At 66.0% G+C, this 21,248-nt stretch carries 19 protein-coding genes; 10 read left to right on the top strand and 9 right to left on the bottom strand.

All coding sequences use genetic code 11. The annotated features are described in order from the left end of the window. Positions 1-25: 25 nt before the first annotated feature. On the top strand, positions 26-2,233 hold the full coding sequence (gene priA, locus I6L45_RS07155) for a primosomal protein N' (protein WP_216983823.1): 2,208 nt from the start codon (positions 26-28) through the stop codon (positions 2,231-2,233). On the opposite strand, the gene I6L45_RS07150 is transcribed toward priA, so the two are convergent. Further along, positions 2,230-2,769 (bottom strand): TetR/AcrR family transcriptional regulator, encoded by a 540-nt coding sequence (locus I6L45_RS07150; protein ID WP_216983822.1) that lies wholly within the window; start codon positions 2,767-2,769, stop codon positions 2,230-2,232. The two genes, priA and I6L45_RS07150, sit on opposite strands and share 4 nt — an antisense overlap. Before the next feature lie 149 nt (positions 2,770-2,918). Between I6L45_RS07150 and I6L45_RS07145 the strand changes: the two genes are divergently transcribed. Then, a complete protein-coding gene (locus tag I6L45_RS07145) occupies positions 2,919-3,314 on the top strand; it encodes an HPP family protein (RefSeq protein WP_216984188.1) in 396 nt (131 codons plus the stop codon). Between the two features lie 55 nt (positions 3,315-3,369). On the opposite strand, the gene ompA is transcribed toward I6L45_RS07145, so the two are convergent. From ompA to ilvG, 6 genes are all read right to left on the bottom strand, one after another. Then, positions 3,370-4,491: a porin OmpA gene (gene ompA / locus I6L45_RS07140; protein ID WP_216983821.1), complete on the bottom strand. Its 1,122-nt coding sequence runs from the start codon at positions 4,489-4,491 to the stop codon at positions 3,370-3,372. 246 nt (positions 4,492-4,737) lie between these two features. After that, the gene (gene ilvA / locus I6L45_RS07135) at positions 4,738-6,270 is read right to left on the bottom strand and encodes a threonine ammonia-lyase, biosynthetic (RefSeq protein ID WP_216983820.1); all 1,533 of its coding nucleotides are present in this window, start codon (positions 6,268-6,270) and stop codon (positions 4,738-4,740) included. Positions 6,271-6,273: 3 nt separating this feature from the next. Beyond that, entirely contained in the window at positions 6,274-8,115 is a 1,842-nt protein-coding gene (gene ilvD, locus I6L45_RS07130; RefSeq protein WP_216983819.1) for a dihydroxy-acid dehydratase, read from the bottom strand. Between the two features lie 146 nt (positions 8,116-8,261). Continuing rightward, entirely contained in the window at positions 8,262-9,206 is a 945-nt protein-coding gene (locus I6L45_RS07125) for a branched-chain amino acid transaminase (protein WP_216983818.1), read from the bottom strand. Positions 9,207-9,218: 12 nt separating this feature from the next. Beyond that, complete coding sequence (gene ilvM, locus I6L45_RS07120) at positions 9,219-9,476, bottom strand: acetolactate synthase 2 small subunit (RefSeq protein WP_216983817.1); 258 nt, start codon at positions 9,474-9,476, stop codon at positions 9,219-9,221. Then, a complete protein-coding gene (ilvG, locus tag I6L45_RS07115; RefSeq protein ID WP_216983816.1) occupies positions 9,473-11,119 on the bottom strand; it encodes an acetolactate synthase 2 catalytic subunit in 1,647 nt (548 codons plus the stop codon). The genes ilvM and ilvG overlap by 4 nt, the downstream gene beginning before the upstream one ends. 385 nt (positions 11,120-11,504) lie before the next feature. On the opposite strand from ilvG, the gene I6L45_RS07110 reads away from it, so the two are divergent. From I6L45_RS07110 to I6L45_RS07100, 3 genes are all read left to right on the top strand, one after another. Further along, positions 11,505-13,022 (top strand): YifB family Mg chelatase-like AAA ATPase, encoded by a 1,518-nt coding sequence (locus I6L45_RS07110; RefSeq protein ID WP_216983815.1) that lies wholly within the window; start codon positions 11,505-11,507, stop codon positions 13,020-13,022. A 120-nt stretch (positions 13,023-13,142) separates the two neighbouring features. Continuing rightward, positions 13,143-14,042, top strand: coding sequence for an acyltransferase (locus I6L45_RS07105; RefSeq protein ID WP_134694222.1), 900 nt, complete (start codon positions 13,143-13,145; stop codon positions 14,040-14,042). A gap of 7 nt (positions 14,043-14,049) precedes the next feature. Further along, positions 14,050-14,997 (top strand): acyltransferase, encoded by a 948-nt coding sequence (locus I6L45_RS07100; protein ID WP_216983814.1) that lies wholly within the window; start codon positions 14,050-14,052, stop codon positions 14,995-14,997. On the opposite strand, the gene I6L45_RS07095 is transcribed toward I6L45_RS07100, so the two are convergent. Continuing rightward, entirely contained in the window at positions 14,940-15,425 is a 486-nt protein-coding gene (locus tag I6L45_RS07095) for a DUF523 domain-containing protein (protein ID WP_167332250.1), read from the bottom strand. The genes I6L45_RS07100 and I6L45_RS07095 overlap by 58 nt on opposite strands. Then, positions 15,425-16,075 (bottom strand): DNA mismatch repair protein MutT, encoded by a 651-nt coding sequence (locus tag I6L45_RS07090; RefSeq protein WP_216983813.1) that lies wholly within the window; start codon positions 16,073-16,075, stop codon positions 15,425-15,427. The genes I6L45_RS07095 and I6L45_RS07090 overlap by 1 nt, the downstream gene beginning before the upstream one ends. 74 nt (positions 16,076-16,149) lie before the next feature. Between I6L45_RS07090 and I6L45_RS07085 the strand changes: the two genes are divergently transcribed. The 5 genes from I6L45_RS07085 to phnE all read left to right on the top strand — a co-directional run bounded on the left by I6L45_RS07085 (position 16,150) and on the right by phnE (position 21,229). Then, complete coding sequence (locus I6L45_RS07085) at positions 16,150-16,785, top strand: nicotinamidase (RefSeq protein ID WP_216983812.1); 636 nt, start codon at positions 16,150-16,152, stop codon at positions 16,783-16,785. A 1-nt stretch (position 16,786) separates the two neighbouring features. Beyond that, positions 16,787-17,965, top strand: a complete 1,179-nt coding sequence (pncB, locus tag I6L45_RS07080; protein ID WP_216983811.1) for a nicotinate phosphoribosyltransferase — start codon at positions 16,787-16,789, stop codon at positions 17,963-17,965. A gap of 125 nt (positions 17,966-18,090) precedes the next feature. Then, a complete protein-coding gene (locus I6L45_RS07075) occupies positions 18,091-18,936 on the top strand; it encodes a putative selenate ABC transporter substrate-binding protein (protein ID WP_043153390.1) in 846 nt (281 codons plus the stop codon). Then, positions 18,933-19,694 (top strand): phosphonate ABC transporter ATP-binding protein, encoded by a 762-nt coding sequence (locus I6L45_RS07070; protein WP_216983810.1) that lies wholly within the window; start codon positions 18,933-18,935, stop codon positions 19,692-19,694. Before I6L45_RS07075 ends, I6L45_RS07070 begins: the two co-directional genes overlap by 4 nt. Next, positions 19,682-21,229, top strand: coding sequence for a phosphonate ABC transporter, permease protein PhnE (gene phnE / locus I6L45_RS07065; protein ID WP_216983809.1), 1,548 nt, complete (start codon positions 19,682-19,684; stop codon positions 21,227-21,229). Before I6L45_RS07070 ends, phnE begins: the two co-directional genes overlap by 13 nt. Positions 21,230-21,248 lie beyond the last annotated feature (19 nt).

Below are 21,248 nucleotides of genomic sequence, written 5' to 3'. Positions count from 1 at the left end.
TCGCAGAAAAAATAGGCAACATCTGGTGAATTCTTCCCAACCCCTGGATCTGGTTCGTGTGGCCGTGCCGGTGCCGTTACGCCGTCATTTCGACTATCTCTCCCCCCTGCCCTTGCCTGCCCCCGGCTGCCGGGTCGAGATCCCCTTCGGCCCCCAGACTCTGGTCGGTCTGGTGGTGGATCACCCCACCGACAGCCAGGTGCCGCGCAACAAGCTCAAACCCATCAAGCGCGTGCTCGACAGCGCCCCCGTCCTGGGGCCGGACATCCTGGCGCTGATGGCCTGGAGCGCCGGCTACTACCAGCATCCCCTGGGAGAGGTGCTACCCCACGCCCTGCCGGTGCTGGTGCGCAAGGGGGAGCCCGCCGCCTATCGGGAGCTGGAGTTCTGGTTTGCCACCGAGGCCGGCATGGCGCTCGATCTCAACGAGCTCAAACGGGCGGCCAAGCAGCAGCAGGCCCTCGCCCTGCTGCGCAAGGGGCCGCAGACGCCATCTGCCCTCAAGCAGGAGGAGATCCAGAGCGCCGCACTCAGCGCACTGGAGAAGAAGGGGCTGCTGGAGAAGCGCTCGCTGGAGCCAAGCCATGAGGGTGACTGGGCCGCCCGCTTCGAGCCGGGCGAGGGGCTGCGCCTCAACGGCGAGCAGGCGCTGGCGGTCTCTGCCGTCACCAGCCAGAGCAACAGGTTCGGCGCCTTCCTGCTGGATGGCATCACGGGATCCGGCAAGACCGAGGTTTACCTCAGCATCCTCGAGCCCCTGCTCAAGGCGGGCAAGCAGGCCCTGGTGATGGTGCCGGAGATAGGCCTCACCCCGCAGACCATCAACCGCTTTCGCCGCCGCTTCAACGTGCCCGTGGTGGCGATGAACTCCGCCATGAACGATCGGGAGCGGCTCGACGCCTGGCTGGCCTGCCGCGACGGCGGTGCCGCCATCCTGATCGGCACCCGCTCCGCCGTGTTCACCCCGTTTCACGACCTCGGCATCATCATCATCGACGAGGAGCACGACGGCTCCTTCAAGCAGCAGGACGGCTTTCGCTACCACGCGCGGGATCTGGCGGTGATGCGCGCCCACCGTGCCGGCATTCCCATCCTGCTGGGCTCGGCCACCCCGTCGCTGGAGACATTGCACAACGCCCGCACCGGCAAGTATCACCACCTCAGCCTGACCCGGCGCGCCGGCAACGCCCAGACCGCCCGCCAGGTGATCCTGGACATCAAGAACGTGCGGTTGCAGGCCGGCCTCTCCCCCCAGCTGGAGCAGCTGATGGCGGAGCATCTGGCGGCCGGCAACCAGGTGATGCTGTTCCTCAACCGCCGCGGCTATGCCCCGGCCCTCATCTGCCACCAGTGCGGCTGGAGCGCCGCCTGCGAGCGCTGCGACGCCTGGTACACCTGGCATCAGGCCGGACGGCGCCTGCACTGCCACCACTGCGACAGCGTGCGCCCCCTGCCCCATCACTGCCCCGAGTGCGGCAGCAGCGAGCTGATCGGCTCAGGGGTCGGCACAGAACAGCTGGAGCAGCTGCTTGGCACCGTTTTCCCGCAATATCCAGTGGTGCGCATCGATCGGGACAACACCCGGCGCAAGGGGGAGCTGGAGACCCACCTCGGCGACATCAAGGCGGGCAAGTACAAGATCCTGATCGGCACCCAGATGCTGGCCAAGGGCCACCACTTCCCGGACGTGACATTGGTAGGGCTGCTAGATGTGGACGGCGCCCTGTTCAGCGCCGATTTTCGCGCCGCCGAGAAGCTGGCCCAGCTCTATACCCAGGTGGCGGGCCGCGCCGGTCGCGCCAGCAAGCCGGGGTTGGTGGTGCTGCAGAGCCACCATCCCGAGCACGCCCTGCTGCAGGATCTGACCCAGAATGGCTACGGCCACTTCGCCGACACGGCACTGAAAGAGCGCCGCCTGCTGGGGCTGCCGCCGTTCAGCCATCAGGGGCTGTTCCGGGCCGAGGCCAACGGCCGCGACGAGGTGCAGCTGTTCCTCGTCCGGCTTGCCGACACCCTGCGCAGTGCCCGCTATCCCCAGGTGCAGGTGCTCGGGCCCATCAGTGGCTTCATGGAGCGCAAGGCGGGCAAGTTTCGCATGCAGCTGCTGGTGCAGGGGCCCAGCAGGGCACCGCTGGCCCAGCTGCTGGACTGGGCGGTGAAAGAGCTGGAGGCCTGGCCCGAGACCAAGAAGGTGCGCTGGAGCCTGGATATCGACCCCACCGAGCTGAACTAGACCCCCTCTGTCAGCACCGCGTGCGCCAGCCCCCTGGCCTGTTCCAGGGCCAGGGGCTGCTGGTAGCTGTGGGCCATCACCACGGCCCCCTCCAGCAGCAGGCACAGGCCCGTCGCCTGCGCTGCGGTGCACGCGAGCGCCTCCCTGATCCAGTGCAGCAGGGCCTGCTTGTGCGCCACCACCAGCTTGCGCACCGGATGGCGCGGATCGGAGAACTCGGCGCTGGCGTTGATGAAGTTGCAGCCGTAGAAGTCGCTGCGGCCAAACCAGTCGGCAAAGCCGTCGAACAGCGCCTGCACCCTGGCCTCCCGGCCAGAGACCCCCTCCATCCTGGCGTCGAGCAGGGCAAAAAATTCCGTATCCCGCGCCATCAGCACGGCCTCGATCAGGGCGTCCTTGGTGGGGAAGTGGCGATACAGAGTGCGCTTGGTGCTGCCCGCCTCGGCCCAGATGCGATCGATGCCGGTGGCGTGAAAGCCATGGCGGTTGAAGAGCTGATAGGCCGTCGTCATCAGTTGCTGGCGTTTCTCACTCACCTTGATTTCCCCCTTGAAGTACACCGATCTGTCTACCTAATGTCGCCATCAGGGTCAAGGGACCCTTCATCAACGAGGAGACAGAGATGGAGATGCAACGATGGAGAGCGGCCATACTGGCCGGGGCGGGCGCCAGCACGGCCATCGCCGTGCTCGGCTGGCTGGATCTGGGCTGGCAGTGGAGCCTGCTGATGGCACCGTTCGGGGCGAGCTGCGTGCTGCTCTTTTCCCTGCCGGACAGCCCGCTGGCCCGACCGCAGAACGTGCTGGGAGGGCATCTGCTCTCGGCGATCCTGGGGTTGCTGGTGCAGCTGCTGCCCCTGCCCATGGAGATCAAGCTGGCCCTGGGGGTCGGCCTCGCTGTCGCCCTCATGCAGGGCCTGGGAGTGATCCATCCCCCCGCCGGCGCCAATCCGCTGGTGGTGGTGCTCACCGCGCAATCCTGGCCCTTCCTCTGGCAGACGGTGCTGCCCGGCGCCCTGCTCCTGATCCTCATGGCGCGCGGCACCAGCTGGATGAAGCAGCGGCCGCTGCGAACCCCATGATCGACGAGGGGGCCCTGGGGCCCCCTCGTCATTGTCACCGCCCGGTGGTCAGGGCCTATTCGGCGACCTGAGACACCCCGGTCAGACGCACCTCGACCCGGCGATCCGGTGCCAGGCAGGCGATCATCTGCGCCTTGGCGCCGTCCGGGCAGCTGCCCCCGGTCACCGGAGAAGACTCGCCGCGCCCCTCGGCACGCACCTTGTCCGCAAACAGCCCCTTGGCGATCAGGTAGTCCGCCACGGTGCGGGCACGCTGCTCCGAGAGCGTCTGATTGTAGGCATCGGACCCCAGCCGGTCGGTATGACCGATCACCGTCGCCACCCCATCCTTCGGATTGGCGGCCAGGATATCGGCAAACAGCTGGTCGAGGGCCTGGCTCGCGGCCGGCTTCAGGGTCGCCTTGTTGAATTCGAACAGCACGTCGGAATCCAGGTTGAACTGCTTCTCCACCAGCACGGGCGCCGGGGCCGGTTCAGGGGCCGGCGTCGGAGCCACCGGCTCGTCACCCACCTGGCCGAAGCGGTAGAGCATGCCGACCGACAGCAGGCCGTTGTCCAGCTCGATGCCCGACTCACCGGGGGAGGTCTTGCCGAGCGGCGTGGTGTACTGGTATTCGAGGCGGGCGGCCCAGTCGCGATCGATCGAATACTCGAGCCCCAGCGCCCCCACGAAGGCGGCGCCGTTGTAGCTGCCGCTGTCCGAGTCAGACAGCGCGTTGACGCCGTCGTTGTACCAGGCGTTGATGGAGCTGTCCGTCCAGGCGTAGGCACCGCCCAGACGGCCATAGATCTCCAGCGCCTCGGTCGCCGGGAAGCCGATCTTCATGGTGGCCTGGATCATCTGGGCCTTGGCCTCGCCCTCCAGCCCGGAATCGATGCCGTTGCCCGAGTAGTGCCGGTCGACCTTGTACTTGCCGAGCCAGTCATAGCCCAGCTCGACGGCCACGTTGCGGTTGACCTGATAACCCACGAAGGCCCCCAGCCCCAGGTCGTCACTGTTCTCGTTCACCTTGGCGGCGTCCAGCAGGTCTTTGATGTCGGAGTCGTAATCCGCCCCGAAATAGTTGGACCAGCCGGCCTTGCCGCCGACATACCAGGTGTTGTCCTGGGCGGCGGCCTGCACCGTCCCCGTTGCCATCAGAGCGCCGATCAGGACGGCGAGCGTAGATCTGTTCATGGATGAGCCCCTGCAATGAATTGTTATGACGCGACTGCGCCTCTCTTCCCTGACGGGGCCCCGAACCCAAGCCCCGTATTCAGAGTATCCCATCTGCAACCAGCCTCAAACGACCAGGGACTCAGGAGTGTGATATTGGCGACATTATCGACAGTCATCCCCCCCCATCCTCCGGGTGGGTCAGGCGGCTGCCCATAAAAAAACGAAGAGCCAGGCTCTTCGTTTTGGATCGAGTGATAATTGCCGTCACTGGCGGCTCTGGCTCGCCAGGAACAGCCGGTAGGCGGGATCCTCGCTCACCTCTTTCCAGCCGTAGCCAATCTTGTGCAGGTAGTCGTGGAAGGCCGCCACGTCTTCGTCCGGCAGCTCGAAGGCGCACAGCACCCGGCCGTAGTCCGCACCGTGGTTGCGGTAGTGGAACAGGCTGATGTTCCAGCGACACCCCAGGGTCTCGAGGAAGCGCATCAGGGCCCCCGGCTGCTCCGGGAACTTGAAGCTGTAGAGCCGTTCGCCGAGGGGCCGGGCCGGGCGGCCGCCAATCATGTAGCGCACGTGGTTCTTGGCCAGCTCGCTCTCGGTCATGTTGACCACCGGGTAGCCGTTGCCTTCCAACTGCTGCTGGATCTGGCCGAGCTCCTCATCGCCGCCGGTGAGCCGCACCGAGACGAACAGGGACGCCTGCACCGCATCGGCATAGCGGTAGTTGAACTCGGTCACCATGCGGGGTCCGAGTTGGCGACAGAAGTCGAGGAAGGCCCCCTTGCGCTCGGGGATGGTCACCGCCAGCATGCCCTCGCGCTTCTCGCCGATCTCGCAGCGCTCCGACACGTAGCGCAGGCTGTGGAAGTTGACGTTGGCGCCGGACAGAATGGCCGCCATCCGGCCGCCCTTTACCTGCTCCCGCTCGCTGTAGGCCTTGAGGCCTGCCAGGGACAAGGCGCCGGACGGTTCGGCGATGGCGCGGCAGTCGTCGAAGATGTCCTTGAGCGCGGCGCAGATCTGGTCGTTGGAGACGGTCACCACCTCGTCCAGATACTGGTTGCACAGGCGGAAGGTCTCCTCGCCGATGCGCTTGACCGCCACCCCGTCCGCAAACAGGGAGACCCGCTCCAGGTTGACCGGCGTGCCGGCCTCCATGGCCGCCTTGAGGCAGGCGGAGCCCTCCGCCTCCACCCCGATCACCTTGACGTCCGGCAGCAGCTGCTTGATGTAGACCGCCACCCCGGCGGCCAGGCCGCCACCCCCCACCGGCACGAAGACGTGGGTGAGGTGGGTGTCCTGCTCCAGCAGCTCCTTGCCGATGGTGCCCTGCCCGGCGATCACCTCGACGTCGTCAAACGGCGGGATCAGGGTGTAGCCCTCAAGCGTGGCGAGGCGGCGGCTCTCGCCGTAGGCCTCGTCGAAGCTGTTGCCAAACAGCAGCACGTTGCCGCCCTGGCGGCGCACCGCGTCGATCTTGATGTCCGGCGTGGTCTGGGGCATCACGATGATGGCCTTGATGCCGAGCTTGGCCGCCGACAAGGCCACCCCCTGGGCGTGGTTGCCAGCGGAGGCGGCGATGACGCCGCGCTCCTTCTGCTCCTGGGTCAGGGTGGCAATCTTGTGGTAGGCGCCCCGCAGCTTGAAGGAGTGGACCGGTTGCAGATCCTCCCGCTTCAGGGCCACGTGGTTGCCGAGCCTGTCGGACAACTTCTTCAGGGTTTGCAAAGGGGTGACCCGCGCCGCCTCGTAGACGGGGGAGAGCAGCACCTTGCGTAGATAATCCGCCGCAGAGACCATGGTTTATTCCCCCAGCATCGAACGATCGCGCACCGCACCCTTGTCGGCACTGGTGGCGAACATGGCGTAGGCGCGCAGGGCAAAGGAGACCTGACGCTGGCGATCGAGCGGCTTCCAGCCGCGGGCCTCGACGGCGACGCGGCGGGCGGCCAGCACGCTGTCGGCCACCTCCAGCACCATGCTACGGGCCGGGATGTCGATGTTGATGATGTCCCCATCCTCCACCAGACCTATGGTGCCGCCAGAGGCCGCCTCCGGCGAGACGTGGCCAATGGAGAGACCCGAGGTACCGCCGGAGAAGCGGCCGTCGGTGATCAGCGCACACGCCTTGCCGAGACCCATGGATTTCAGATAGGTGGTGGGGTAGAGCATCTCCTGCATGCCCGGGCCCCCTTTCGGCCCTTCGTAGCGGATCACCACGACTTCGCCGGCCTTGACGGTGCCGTCCAGGATGCCGGTCACGGCGCTCTCCTGGCTCTCGAATACCCGGGCCGGGCCGCGGAAGGTGAGGTTCTCCTCGTCCACCCCGGCGGTCTTGACGATGGCCCCGTTCAGCGCCAGGTTGCCGGCGAGCACGGCGAGGCCCCCCTCCTGGCTGTAGGCGTGTTCGAAGGAGCGGATACAGCCCTCGGCGCGGTCCAGATCCAGCTCGGGCCAGCGGCAATCCTGGCTGAACGCCTTGGTGGTGCGGATCCCGGCCGGGCCGGCGCGGTAGAAGTCGTGCACGCCCTTGTCATCGCAGCGGCTCACGTCGTACTGCCCCAGCAGCTCGACCAGGGTGGTGCCGAGCACGTTGCGAGCGTCGCCGTGTACCAGGCCCGCCTTCTCCAGCTGGCCCAGGATGGCAACCACGCCGCCGGCGCGGTGCACGTCTTCCATGTGGTATTTCTGGGTGGAGGGCGCCACCTTGCACAGCTGGGGCACCTTGCGGGACATACGGTCGATATCGGCCATGGTGAAGTCGACGCCCGCCTCCTGGGCCGCCGCCAGCAGGTGCAGCACGGTATTGGTGGAGCCGCCCATGGCGATGTCCAGGGCCATGGCGTTCTCGAACGCCGCCTTGGTGGCGATATTGCGCGGCAGGGCGCTCTCGTCATCCTGTTGGTAGTAGCGGTTGGCCAGAGCCACGATGCGCTGACCCGCCAGCTTGAACAGCTGCTCGCGATCGGCGTGGGTTGCCAGCAGGGAGCCGTTGCCCGGCTGGGAGAGGCCCAGGGCCTCGGTCAGGCAGTTCATGGAGTTGGCGGTGAACATACCGGAGCAGGAGCCGCAGGTGGGGCAGGCGCTGCGTTCGATCTGGTCGCTCTGGGCATCCGAGACCTTGGGATCGGCGCCCTGGATCATGGCGTCCACCAGATCCAGCTTGATGATCTGGTCGGAGAGCTTGGTCTTGCCCGCTTCCATGGGGCCGCCGGAGACGAAGATCACCGGGATATTGATGCGCAGGGCGGCCATCAGCATCCCCGGGGTGATCTTGTCGCAGTTGGAGATGCAGACCATGGCGTCGGCGCAGTGGGCGTTGACCATGTACTCCACCGAGTCGGCGATGAGTTCGCGGGACGGCAGGGAATAGAGCATGCCGCCGTGGCCCATGGCGATGCCGTCATCCACGGCGATGGTGTTGAACTCCTTGGCGACCCCGCCGGCGGCCTCGATCTCCCGGGCGACCAGCTGACCCAGATCCTTGAGGTGGACGTGACCCGGCACGAACTGGGTGAAGGAGTTGACCACGGCGATGATGGGCTTGCCGAAATCCTGATCGGTCATGCCGGTGGCACGCCAGAGGGCGCGGGCCCCGGCCATGTTACGTCCGTGGGTGGTGGTGGCGGATCTCAACTTCGGCATTGTCTCTACTCCCTGAATGCCCCTGGGGCGCATTGTCTTTCAACATGAATGTGTGATTCGCGGATCGGGAATCGATCCTGGTCAGGGCACCGCCGGGCGCCCTCACCGGAAGCGACTCGGGGAGGCGTATCGCCTCCCCGCGCGCGTCAGTCCGCCACCGGGGTCAACCAGCCCCACTTGTCCTCGGTCTGGCCGTTGAACAAACCGAAGAAGGCGTTCTGCAACTGTTCGGTCACCGGGCCGCGGCAACCGGCGCCCACCTGCATCCGATCCACGGAGCGCACCGGGGTCACCTCGGCCGCCGTGCCGGTCATGAAGATCTCGTCCGCCACATAGAGCGCCTCGCGGGGCAGCGCCTGCTCGCGCACCTCATATCCCAAGTCACGTGCGAGGGTCATGATGGTGTCACGGGTGATGCCGGGCAGGATGGCGGCGGTGGCGGGCGGGGTGAACAGCACGCCGTTTTTCACCAGGAAGAGGTTCTCCCCCGCCCCTTCGCTCAGGTAGCCGTTCACGTCCAGCGCCAGCCCCTCGGCGAAGCCGTTGCGCCTGGCCTCGCGGCTGATGAGCTGGGAGGAGAGATAGTTGCCACCCGCCTTGGCGCCGGTGGGGATGGTGTTGGGAGCGAGCCGGTTCCAGGAGGTGACGCACACATCCACCCCGTTTTTCAGCCCCTCTTCCCCCAGATAGGCGCCCCACGGCAGGGCGGCCACCATCAGGTCAGCCTTGGCATCCAGCGGCGGATGCAGCCCCAGCCCCACGTTGCCGACAAAGGCGAGGGGGCGCAGGTAGCCGCTTTTCAGGCCGTTCTCGCGTACCACGGTGCGGCAGGCTTCATTCACTTCGGCCTCGCTATAGGGAACGTCCATCCAGTAGATCCTGGCGGAGTCGAACAGGCGGCGGGTGTGTTCCTGCAGGCGGAAGATGCAAGCGCCCTTGGGGGTATCGTAGGCACGCACCCCTTCAAACACCGAGGAGCCGTAGTGCAGGGCGTGGCTCATGACATGCACCTGGGCGTCCTGCCAGGGGACCAGCTTGCCGTTGAACCAGATGAATTTGGGTTGAGTCGCGGATTGGGAAGGCTGTGACATTGGCTTGGCTCCTTAAGCGCTGATCCGGGGTTGCTGTTCCAGTGCATCGACCCGGGAGACATCCACCAGCTTGACCAGCTGGCTCCACAACTGCTGGATGGGACGTACCGACTCGACAGTAACCGTGATCCGCAGCTGTTGGCAATCCTGCTCCATGTTGAGGGCGCAGAGATTGAAGCCGCGGTGACGGACCACCCGCAGCACCCGTTCCATCACTTCGGGTCTGGGCTGGGCGTGGATGTGCAGAGTGTGCTGGTTGTGCTGGTTCATGGGCGTTGCTCCATCATCTTGTGGTTGGCGACTCCTGGCGGTACCAGGGGCCAGACATTTTCTTCCTCTGAAATGGCCACATGCAGCAGATAGGCCGTGTCGCTCGCCAGCAGGCGATCCAGTGCCGGGGCTATCTCCTCCTTGCATGTGATGGTCTCGCCCGGAATGCCGAAAGCGGCGGCCAGGGCGACGAAGTCGGGGTTGTCGGAAAGGATGGTCTCGCTGTAGCGGCCGTCGAAGAACAGCTCCTGCCACTGGCGCACCATGCCGAGGCGCTGGTTGTCCAGCAGCACCATCTTCACCTTGAGCTGGGCGCGGCGGATGGTGCCAAGCTCCTGCACGTTCATCATGAAGGAGCCGTCGCCGCTCACCAGCACCACCTCGTCTTCGGGGCGCGACATCTTGGCGCCGATGGCGGCGGGCAGGCCGAAGCCCATGGTGCCGAGACCGGCGCTGGAGAGGTGGTTGCGCGGGCTGGTGAAGCGCATGTGCTGGGCCACCCACATCTGGTGCTGGCCCACGTCGCAGGCGACCACGCTGGTGTCAGGCAGCCGGCTTGAAAGCTCTTTGAGCAGGGCCGGGGCGTAGATGGCCTGACCCGGATGGTCGTAACGGAAGGCGTACTCGCGGGCCATGGTGGCGCAGTGCTCGCGCCAGGGCTCGATGGCCAGGGTCATGGCCAGGGCCGGCAGCACCCGCTTGAGATCCGTGGTGATGCCCACCTCGGCGGCGCGGCGCTTGCCAAACTCGGCGGCGTCCACGTCCAGGTGGATCACCTTGGCCTCGGGGGCGAACTCCTCCAGCTTGCCGGTCACCCGATCATCGAAACGGGCGCCCACCACCACCAGCAGGTCGCACTGCTGCACCGCCAGGTTGGCGGCCTTGGTGCCGTGCATGCCGAGCATGCCGAGGTAGACGGGGCTGTCGGGGTCGAGGGCACCTATCCCCTTGAGGGTGGTGACCGCCGGCATGCCGGTCGCGGCGGCAAAGTCGCGCAGCTGCTGCTCGGCATTGGCCATGCCCACCCCGCCACCGACGTAGAGCACGGGGCGCTCGGCAGCGGCCAGCAGGGTACGGGCGACCATCAGCTCGGCCGGGTTGAGAGGCTCGGGATCCTCCACCGCAAACAGCGGGCTCTGGGCCGGCACCGCGGCCAGCTGCACATCCTTGGGCAGATCGATCAGCACGGGGCCGGGGCGCCCTTCGCTGGCAATGGCGAAGGCCTCGGCAATCACCTGAGGCAAATCCGCCACGTCCGTCACCATAAAGGAGTGCTTGGTGCAGGAGAGGGACATGCCGAGCACGTCGACCTCCTGGAACGCATCCGTGCCCACGGCGGCGCAGGGCACCTGGCCGCTGATGGCCACGAGCGGCACCGAGTCGAGCAGCGCCTCCGCCAGACCGGTCACCAGATTGGTGGCGCCGGGACCCGAGGTGGCGATACAGACCCCCACCTGGCCGGAGGCGCGGGCATACCCCACCGCAGCCATGGCTGCCCCCTGTTCGTGGCGGCAGAGCTGATGGGCCAGACCGCCGTCATACAGGGCATCGTAGACCGGCATGATGGCTCCGCCCGGGTAACCAAACACCTGGGTCACACCCTGTTTCTTGAGAGCCTGTACCAAAAACTGCGCGCCGTTCATGTGGAAAATCCTGTCCTTTGGTCGAAAAAAAACCCCCGGGCCGTGAGGCTCGGGGGTCGCTTTGTTTCGTTCTGTCCGGTGGTGGGTCTATCCCTTGTTCCGTGCAGCCAAACGAGCCCCGAGCGGTGAGATAATAATCACCACTAGGACCACAATAATGCTGACGAAACGGGAGGCCATGTTCATAGTTACAACCGGGAATCCTGTGAAATGGGGGCGGAGCTTGCCGCGAATGGCTATTAGAACTAGCACGGTGATTTTTATTGGGCAAGCATTTTTTACCTGACAAGACTCTGATTTTAACTGCTCTGAAACCCGCCAACTGGAATAAAAAACTAATAAAGAACGGTTAACCAGCACATACATCAAACCAAGGACGGGATTTATGTCATTAGCTGTTGTTTATAGCCGTGCCAGCCTGGGGATAACGGCGCCGCAAGTCACGGTGGAGGTGCACCTCTCCAACGGCCTGCCCGCGTTCAACATGGTGGGCCTCCCGGAGACCTCGGTGAAGGAGTCGCGGGATCGGGTGCGCAGCGCCCTGCTCAACGGCAACTTCGAGTTCCCGAGCAAACACATCACGGTCAATCTGGCTCCCGCCGATCTGCCCAAGGAGGGGGGCCGTTTCGATCTGGCCATCGCCATCGGCATTCTCGCGGCTTCCAAGCAGATACCGGCAAAATACCTTCTCGATCACGAATTTTTAGGGGAACTGGCTCTGACCGGCGAGATCCGCCCCGTGCTCGGTGTGCTGCCCGCCGTGCTCGCCTGCCGCGACGCAGGGCGCACCCTGCTGGTTCCGCGGGAAAACGGCCCGGAGGCTTCGCTCATCCAGGACGCCGAGGTACGCACCGCCCATCAGCTGCTGGCCGTTACCGCCTGGCTGGCGGGTCAGTACGAGCTGCCGCTGCCGGATCCCCAGAGCGCGGAAACCCTGCCCGACGTGCCGGATCTGCAGGACGTGATCGGCCAGTCCCAGGCGAAGCGGGCGCTGGAGATCGCCGCCGCCGGCAGCCACAACCTGCTGTTCATCGGCCCGCCCGGTACCGGCAAGAGCATGCTGGCCAGCCGATTGCCCGGCATTCTGCCGCCGCTCAGCGAACAGGAGGCGCAACAGACCGCCGCCATCCACTCTATCGGCGGCCTCACCCCGCGGGCCGGTCACTGGCACCACAGGCCCTATCGCACGCCACACCACAGCGCCTCGGCAGTGGCGCTGGTGGGCGGCGGCAGCCACCCGAGGCCCGGCGAGATCTCCCTGGCCCACAACGGGGTGCTGTTTCTCGACGAGCTGCCGGAGTTTGAACGCAAGGTGCTCGACTCCCTGCGCGAACCGCTGGAGACGGGCCACATCACCATCAGCCGCGCCGCCCGCCAGGTGGACTTCCCCGCCCGCTTCCAGCTGGTCGGTGCCATGAATCCCAGCCCCTGCGGCCACTACGGTGACGGCCAGACCCGCTCCAGCCCGGATCAGGTGCTGCGCTACCTCGGCAAGCTCTCCGGCCCCTTCCTCGACCGATTCGATCTGACGGTGGAGGTGCCGCTCCTGCCCAAGGGGAGCCTGACCGGCAAGGCCGAGCGGGGGGAGTCGAGCGGTCAGATCCGCGAGCGGGTGCTGGGGGCGCGGGAGCGCATGCTGAGCCGCAATGGCAAGCTCAACAACCTGCTTGATAGCCGTGAAATCGAAGAGATTTGCCGCTTATCGCCGCAGGATGCCGAATTTCTGGAGAATGCGATCCAGAAGCTCGGGCTCAGCATCCGGGCCTGGCACCGCATCCTGCGGGTGTCGCGCACCATCGCCGACCTCGCCGGACGACCCGTCATCGAGCGGGAGCATCTGATCGAGGCGCTCGGCTATCGCGCCATGGATCGGCTGCTCTCGCGCCTGCGCAGCGGCCAGTGAGCGAGGGGCCAACCCCTCAAGCGGGGATGCCTTCCATGGTCTAGTCGTGCCTCGGCTGATATTATGGCCACTGATCTGACCACTTGGTTGCCATCCACAGACACGAAAACGGATTCCACCATGCCCAACAAGCTGATAGAGCGACTGCGCGGCAGCCTCTCGACCCTGCTCTATTTCATCAACACCCTGTTCTGGTTTGCCCCCGTCCTGCTGCTTGGCCTCATCAAGCTGCTGCTGCCCATCAAGGGGTGGCGCACCCTCTGCAACGCGCTGCTGGATGGCTGCGCCGGCTGTTGGATTGGTTTCAACAACCTGATCCAGAAAACCATCATCAGAACCCCTTTCGAGGTGGTCGGAGTGGACAAAGGGCGCCGGAATGAGTGGTATATGGTGATTGCCAACCATCAATCCTGGGTCGACATACTGGTACTGCAGCGGATTTTTAATCAAAAAATCCCCTTCCTGAAGTTTTTCCTCAAGAAAGAACTGATTTGGGTACCTTTTCTCGGTCTGGCCTGGTGGGCGCTCGACTTCCCCTTCATGCGACGTTATTCCCGTAAATTCCTGGAAAAACACCCGCATCTGAAGGGAAAAGACATAGAAACCACGCGAAAGGCCTGTGCCAAATTCCGCCACATTCCGGTGAGCGTGATGAATTTCGTCGAGGGCACCCGCTTCACCGCCAGCAAGCACGACAAACAGGGCGCCCCCTATCGTCACCTGCTGCACCCGAGGGCGGGTGGCGTCGCCTTCACCCTGGCGGCCATGGGGGATCAGCTGCACAAACTGGTGGATGTGACCATCGCCTATCCGGGTGGCATCCCCAGCTACTGGGACTTCATGTGCGGTCGAGTCAGGGAGATCAAGGTTCGGGTCCGCTTTCTGCCGATCGAACGCAATCTGGTGGGGGATTACTTCAATGACCCCGAGTTCCAACAAGAGTTTCAGCAGTGGCTGAACGGGATCTGGTGCGAGAAAGACCAGACCCTGGGCCAGCTACTGGCGGACAAGACGCAGTAAGACACTCATGCTAAGCCTGCTCCCCGGCCCCCTGGTGCTGCTCATCAGCGCCGGCCTGACCATACTGTTTACCGCCCTGTGCGCCAGCCTGATCCTGCTGGTGTCCCTGGCCAAGCTGCTGCTCCCCGTGCCGGCCTTCGGTCGTGCCTGCAGTCGCCTCAACAACCGTTTCATGCGCCTGTGGCTCGGCTGCAACGCCCTGGTGATCCGCCTCACTACCCGTATCAACTGGCAGATTGAGGACGACACCCGGCTGCGCAAGGATGGCTGGTATCTCATCATCAGCAACCACCTGAGCTGGACCGACATCGTCGTGCTGGGCCATCTCTTCCGCGATCGGCTGCCGGTCCCCAAGTTCTTCATGAAGCACGAGCTCATCTACATCCCGCTGCTGGGGCTCGCCTGCTGGGGGCTGGACATGCCCTTTATGCGCCGCTACTCACGGGAGTTCTTGCTGCGCAATCCGCACCTGCGGGGCAAGGACATCGAGACCACCCGCAACGCCTGCGAGAAGTTTCGCCACATCCCCACCACCGTCATCAACTTCGTGGAGGGAACCCGCTTCACCGAACAGAAACGCGACGCCTCCCGCTCCCGCTTCCGCCACCTGATGCCGCCCAAGGCGGCCGGGCTCGCCTTCACCCTGGCGGCCATGGGCGATCAGTTCGACAGCCTGATCAACGTCACCATCAGCTACCCGGACAACACCGAAACCCCCTTCAAGGACTTCCTGATGGGGCGGATGAAGCGCATCCAGGTGCGGATCGAGGAGCTGCCGGTGGACGAGCAACTGGTGGGGGATTACTTCAACGACAAGCAGTTCAAGCGCGGCTTCCAGGAGTGGCTGAACCAGCGCTGGCAGGAGAAGGACGAGGTACTGGAAGGCTGGCAGCGGGTTCAGGCACCCGTCCCATTGACCGCCAAGGAGAGCGCCGACGCCAGTTCGGGCAGCTGATCCTCGCTGAACACGGCGATGCCGTGGCGGCGCAGCAGGGCGGTGGTCTTGCCCTCTCCCGCCACCGAGACCCCTTCGAAGCGGCCGTTGTAGATACGGCCGCTGCCGCAGGAGGGGCTCCCCTCTTTCAGCAGGGCGAAGCGAATGCCCTGCTGCTGGCAGAGCGCCAGCGCCAGGGCGGCGCCGCGATCGAACTCGGTCGTCACATCCAGCCCACTTTCGGTGACCACAGACTCACCCTGCCGCTCGGCAGGCGGTCGCGGGGTAGGCAGCCCCCCCGCCACCTCGGGACAGAAGGCCAGCACCCGCCCCTCGGCACCGAGCTCCCTCAGCCAGTCGCTGACGATGCCCTTGCTGCGGCCGTCGTAACGCACTGGCTGACCCAGCAAACACGCGCTCACCAGCACCTTGGGCACGCAGACATCCATCATGCTTCCGCTCCATTCATCACCTGGTCGAACATCACGCAGCAGGGGTTCTCCAGCCGGTAGAGGATGGCGGGCCGCTGTTTGCCGGTGCGCTTGCGGCCGGTGTCCGTCAGGATGTCGGCCCGGTGGATCCGCTTGCGAAACGCAGCCGTGTTCATGGGGGTCTGCAGGATGATCTCGAAGGCGCGCTGCACCTCGGAGAGGGTGAACTCCGACCCCAGCAGGTGCAGCGGCAAGGTGCTGTAACGGCTCTTGATGCGCAGCCGCTCCAGCCCCATGGCGATGAGCTGGGGATGGTCGAAGGCGAGTTGCAGGCCGGGCAGATCGTCCAGGGGGTGCCAGCAGCCGCGCACGGCGCCGGCCTCGGGCTCCGCCAGGCACAGATAGACGAGGGTGGTGGACCAGCCCCGGGGATCCCGCTCCAGGTTGCCGAGGGTGCAGACCTGCTCGCTGTAGCACTGCGCCAGCCCCCATTGCGCCAGCAGGCGGTGGCGAGCGGCATCCAGATCCCGATCCCGGGTCTCGTCGATGCGCAGGGCCGGCAGCTGCCAGCAGTGGGCAAAGGGGGGGCGATCCCGGGTTTCGAGGAGCAGTTCGAGCCGCTCCTCGCGCAACCGCAGCACCACCATATCCAGACTCATTCTCGGCATCCTGGTCGACCTGCTCGCCTTCTAATAATGTTTGGTAGATAATATCACAAGAATATTATGTGCAGGAGTCACCCATGGGAACCATCGCCAGCCTGGATATTGATGCGCAGAAGGGGTTTACTCCGCTCTGTCCGAACGAGCTGCCCGTCGCAGGCGGGGATGACATAGTGGCGGCACTCAACGCCCAGGCCGCCCTCGCCACCCTGCGAGTCGGCAGCAAGGACGCCCACCCCGCGAACGCTGCCTGGGTCGTGAGCGAGCCGGCCGCCATGCTGCAACCGCTGACGCTGCCCAACGCCGACCTCACCTGGCCGGCCCATTGCGTGCCGGGCACCCCTGGCTTCGAGCTGCTCGACGGCCTGCCCGCCCCCATCGACTACGACTTCTTCGTCTGGAAGGGGGTCGAGCCGGATCTGCACCCCTATGGCGCCTGCTACCACGACCTGGCCGAGCGTCGCAGCACCGGGCTCGTCGAGTTCCTGCAGGCCCGCGGCGTCAGCACAGTGCTGGTCGGCGGCCTCGCCACCGACTACTGCGTCAAGACCAGCGTGCTGCAACTGCTCCGCGCCGGCTTCCGGGTCATCGTCCACCTCGATGCCTGCCGCGGCATCGCCCCCGAGACGATCGCCCAGGCCCGTGCCCAGATGATCGAGGCCGGCGCCGAGCTGGCCCAGACCCTGGCCGATGTACAACGCCTGCTGGACGCCTGATATGCCCCCGATCCTCAACAGCCTGCTCGACACCGATGCCTACAAGCTGCATATGCAGCAGGCGGTGTTCCATCGCTACCCGGATGCCGAGGTGGTGGCCGAATTCCACAGCCGCAACGAAGAGGATCTGCTGCCCATGATGGGCGAGATCGAGGAGCAGCTGCGCCTCGCCGGCTCCCTGCGGCTGACCCGACCCGAGCTCGATTTTCTGGCCGAGCGCCCCTTCTTCACCGCCGACTACCTCGACCACCTGCGCCGCAAGCCGCTGGATGCCTCCCTGCTCAAGGTGTTCGAGCAGGATGGCCGCATCAATGTGCGGGTCGAAGGGCCCTGGCAGGACGTCATCCTGTGGGAGATCCCGGTGCTCGCCATCATCAGCGAGATGCGCAACCGCTTCCGCTACCCCCAGTTCGGCGTCAGCCAGGCGCTGGAACGGCTCGACCAGAAGATCGACAAGCTGGAACGGGAGCTGAGCCCGGAGGAGATGACCGAGTTCAACCTCATCGACTTCGGCACCCGTCGCCGCTTCTCCCACGCGGTGCAGGATGCCGTGGTGGACCGCCTCCAGGAGCGGCTGCCGGCGTTTCGCGGCACCAGCAACTACCAGCTGGCCCAGAAATACCGGCTGCCGGCGGTGGGCACCCAGGCCCACGAGTGGTTCCAGGCTCACCAGCAACTCGGCTTCCCGCTGGAACTCAGTCAGCGCGCGGCCCTCACCAGCTGGCTGGACGAGTTCACCAACCATCTCGGCATCGCACTGACCGACTGCATCACCATGGATGCCTTCCTGCGTGACTTCGACTTCGAGCTGGCGAGCCGCTACCAGGGGCTGCGCCACGACTCCGGTGACCCCGTGGTCTGGGGCGAGAAGGCCATCAGCCACTACCAGCGCCTCGGCATCGATCCCGCCACCAAGACCCTGGTCTTCTCCGACGGCCTCGACCTCGACAAGGCAGTACGGCTGTTCCGCCACTTCCGCGGTCGCATCAACACCAGCTTCGGCATCGGCACCAAGCTCACCTGCGATCTGCCCGGGGTCACCCCGATGAACATCGTCTTCAAGCTGATGGAGTGCAATGGCGGCCCGGTCGCCAAGATCTCCGACAGCCCGGGCAAGACCCTGTGCCGGGACGCGGACTTCATCCGCAACCTCAAACAGGCCTTCCACGTCGGGGTATAAGACGCCTTTTTGAGTGCCCCATCTTGCGCACTGCGCCGATGGCCCCCTACCATGACTCACCTGAAAGGTCCGGCCCCCCGTCGGACCTTTCGCTTGTTCGAACGCCAGACCACAAGGAACCACCCATGACCTCCAGATGGATATTCGCCCTCACCACCCTGCTCGCCAGCCTGAGCGCCGTCGCCGCCGAGCCGCTGCGGGTCTCCGCCATCCCGGACGAAGCCCCCACCGAGCTGCAACGCAAGTTTGCCCCCCTGGGTGACTACCTGGCCGAGAAGACCGGCCGCGAGGTAGTGTTCGTGCCGGTCAACGACTACGCTGCCGTGGTCGAGGCGCTGGCCGCCGGCAAGCTGGACATGGCCTGGCTCGGGGGCTTCACCTATGTGCAGGCCCACCGCCGCGCCGACAAGGTGGTACCCCTGGTACAGCGCCAGGAAGATGCCCAGTTCACCTCCAAGTTCATCGCCAATGCCGACAGCGGCATCAAGACCCTGGCCGACACCAAGGGTAAGGACTTCGCGTTTGGCTCCCCCTCCTCCACCTCCGGCCACCTGATGCCACGCCACTTCCTGGCCGAGCAGGGCATCAACCCGGAGCGTGACTTCGCCCACGTCGCCTTCTCCGGCGCCCACGACGCCACCGTCGCCTGGGTCGCCTCCGGCAAGGTGCCGGCCGGTGCGCTCAACGCCTCCGTGTGGGAGAAACTGGTGGAAGAAGGCAAGGTCGACACCACCAAGGTCAAGGTGATCTGGACCACCCCGACCTACTTTGACTACAACTGGACAGTGCGTGGTGATATGGATCCGGCCCTGCAAGAGAAGATCAAGCAGGCCTTCCTCAGCCTGGATCCGGCGGTGCCCGCCCAGGCCGAGATCCTCAAGCTGCAACGCGCTACCCGCTTCATCGAGACCAAGCCCGAGAATTACCTGGGCATCGAAGCCGCCGCCACCCAGGCCGGCCTGCTGAAGTGATCACCGTCGCGCTGGACGGGGAAGGATTGCGGCTCGGCCAGAGCCGCATCCTGCAGCCGTTCAACCTGCAGATAACGGCAGGCGAGTGCGTGGCCATCATAGGGCCGAGCGGCGCGGGCAAGACCAGCCTGCTGCGGCTGCTCGGCACCGAGCTGCGCGGCGAAGGCAGGCTCACCCTCTGGGACCAGGATCCCTGGACCCTCTCCACCCGGGACCGCCAGCGGCTGCGCAGCCGGATCGGCATGGTCTGGCAGCAACCGCCGCTGCCCGCCTCCCAGCAGGTGGTGACCGCCGTGCTGGCCGGCCGGCTCGGTCAGTGGTCCCTCGGCCGTTCCTTACTCTCCCTGCTGCGCCCCTGCGACCCCGAAGGTGCGCTAGCCGAGCTGGCGCGCCTCGGCCTCGCCGACAAGTGGCAACAGCGCTGCGGCGAGCTCTCCGGTGGCCAGTTGCAGCGGGTCGGCATCGCACGGGTGCTCTATCAGCAGCCGGATCTGATCCTCGCGGACGAACCCGTCTCCGCCCTCGATCCCGTGCTCGCCCAGAGCAGCCTGGATGCCCTGCTGACCCAGGCCCGCGCCCGGGGCAGCACACTCATCGCCAACCTGCATGCGGTCGAGCTGGCGCTCGGCCGTTTCCCCCGCATCATCGGCCTGCGGGAGGGGCGAGTGCTGTTCGACTGTCCGGCGGCGGCCGTCACCCCGGCCATGCTGGCCGAGCTCTACGCCGGTGATGACGAGGCGGCGGCGTGCTCAACTTGACTAGCCGCTGGCGCCATCCCCTGCCCTGGTTGCTGCTGCTCATCGGCTACAGCCTGTGGCAACAGGCCGACGGCTGGCTCGGCCTGTTCGACGGCCAGAGCTGGCGGCAGATGGGCAACTTCCTCGCCACCAGCTGGCCGCCCCGCATGGATCGGGGCTTCCTCGTCCTGACCCTGACCGCGACCCTGGAGAGTCTGGCGGTCGCGACCCTGGGACTGGCGGGCGCCCTGCTGCTCGGTGTGCCGTTCGCCCTGCTCGGCTCCCGCGCCCTGTCGCTGGCCGAACTGGGGCCGGTGCCCAGCCCGCTGCGCGGCGCCTTTCGGGCCCTCTCGCGCCTCGTCGCCATCGTGCTGCGCAGCCTGCCCGAGCTCATCTGGGCGCTGCTGTTCGTGCGTCTGTCGGGGCTCGGGCCGCTCGCCGCCATCCTGGCCATCGCCGTCAGCTACGGCGGCATGCTGGCCAAGGTCTACAACGAGATCATGGAGAGCGGTGCCCTGCAACCGGCACGCGCCCTGCTGCTGGGCGGTAGCGGCCGGCTGCAGGCGCTCTGGTACGGCGTGCTGCCTGCGGTGCGTCAGGAACTGCTCTCCTACACCGTCTACCGCTGGGAGTGCGCCCTGCGCGCCTCCGTCATCATGGGTTTCGTCGGCGCCGGCGGGCTCGGCCAGCAGCTCGAACTCTCCCTGCGCATGTTTGCCGGTGGCGAGGTGGTGACCCTGCTGCTGGCCTTTATCCTGCTGGTGACCCTGGCGGATGGCCTCAGCGCCTGGTTGCGCCACAGCCGCTCCCCCGGCCTGCTGTTGCTGATCTGCCTGGGGCTGGCCGCCGTCCTCGCGCTGTATCAGCTCGACTGGCGCATGCTGAGCTTATCCCTGAGCGGGCTGGGTTCCTTCGTGGGGGAGTTTTTGCGACCGGACTGGTCATGGCCCTTCCTCAAGACAGTGGCTATGGGCCTGCTCGATACGGTGCAGATGGCGCTGCTAAGCACCCTATTCAGCGCCCTGCTGGCCCTGCCGCTGGCCTGCCTCGCGCGCCACTGCTGGCCGCTGCGGCTGCTGTTCAACCTGCTGCGCTCCGTGCCCGAACTCATCTTCGCCAGCCTGCTGGTGATCGCGGTCGGACTGGGGCCGGTGGCGGGCATACTGGCGCTGACCCTGCACACCACCGGGGTGCTGGCGCGGTTGTTCGTGGAGACCCTGGAGAACGCGGATCCCGCCCCTCGCCTCGCCTTGCAGCTGAGCGGGGCCGGCCCTACGGCCTGCTTCTGGTACGGGGTGTTCCCCCTGGTGGCGCGCCAGTGGCTGGCCTACAGCCTCTATCGCGGCGAGATGAACCTGAGGGCCGCCACCATACTCGGCGTGGTTGGCGCCGGCGGCCTGGGACAGCAGCTCTATGTCTCACTCAGCCTGTTCCGCTACGATCAGACCGCCACCCTGCTGCTGGCCATCCTGCTGCTGGTCTGGCTGGCGGAGGCCCTCAGCCGCCGCACCCGTTTGCCGCGCCCGGCCCCCAGCCAGCGGGACTGCCAGATCTGAGCCCCGCCTTGCATGGCCC

Origin of the sequence: Aeromonas sp. FDAARGOS 1415 (genome assembly GCF_019048365.1) — a bacterium.
Lineage (GTDB): Bacteria > Pseudomonadota > Gammaproteobacteria > Enterobacterales > Aeromonadaceae > Aeromonas > Aeromonas taiwanensis.
Note: the sequence above shows the minus strand (reverse complement) of the source record. Positions and strands in the feature narration are given on the sequence as shown.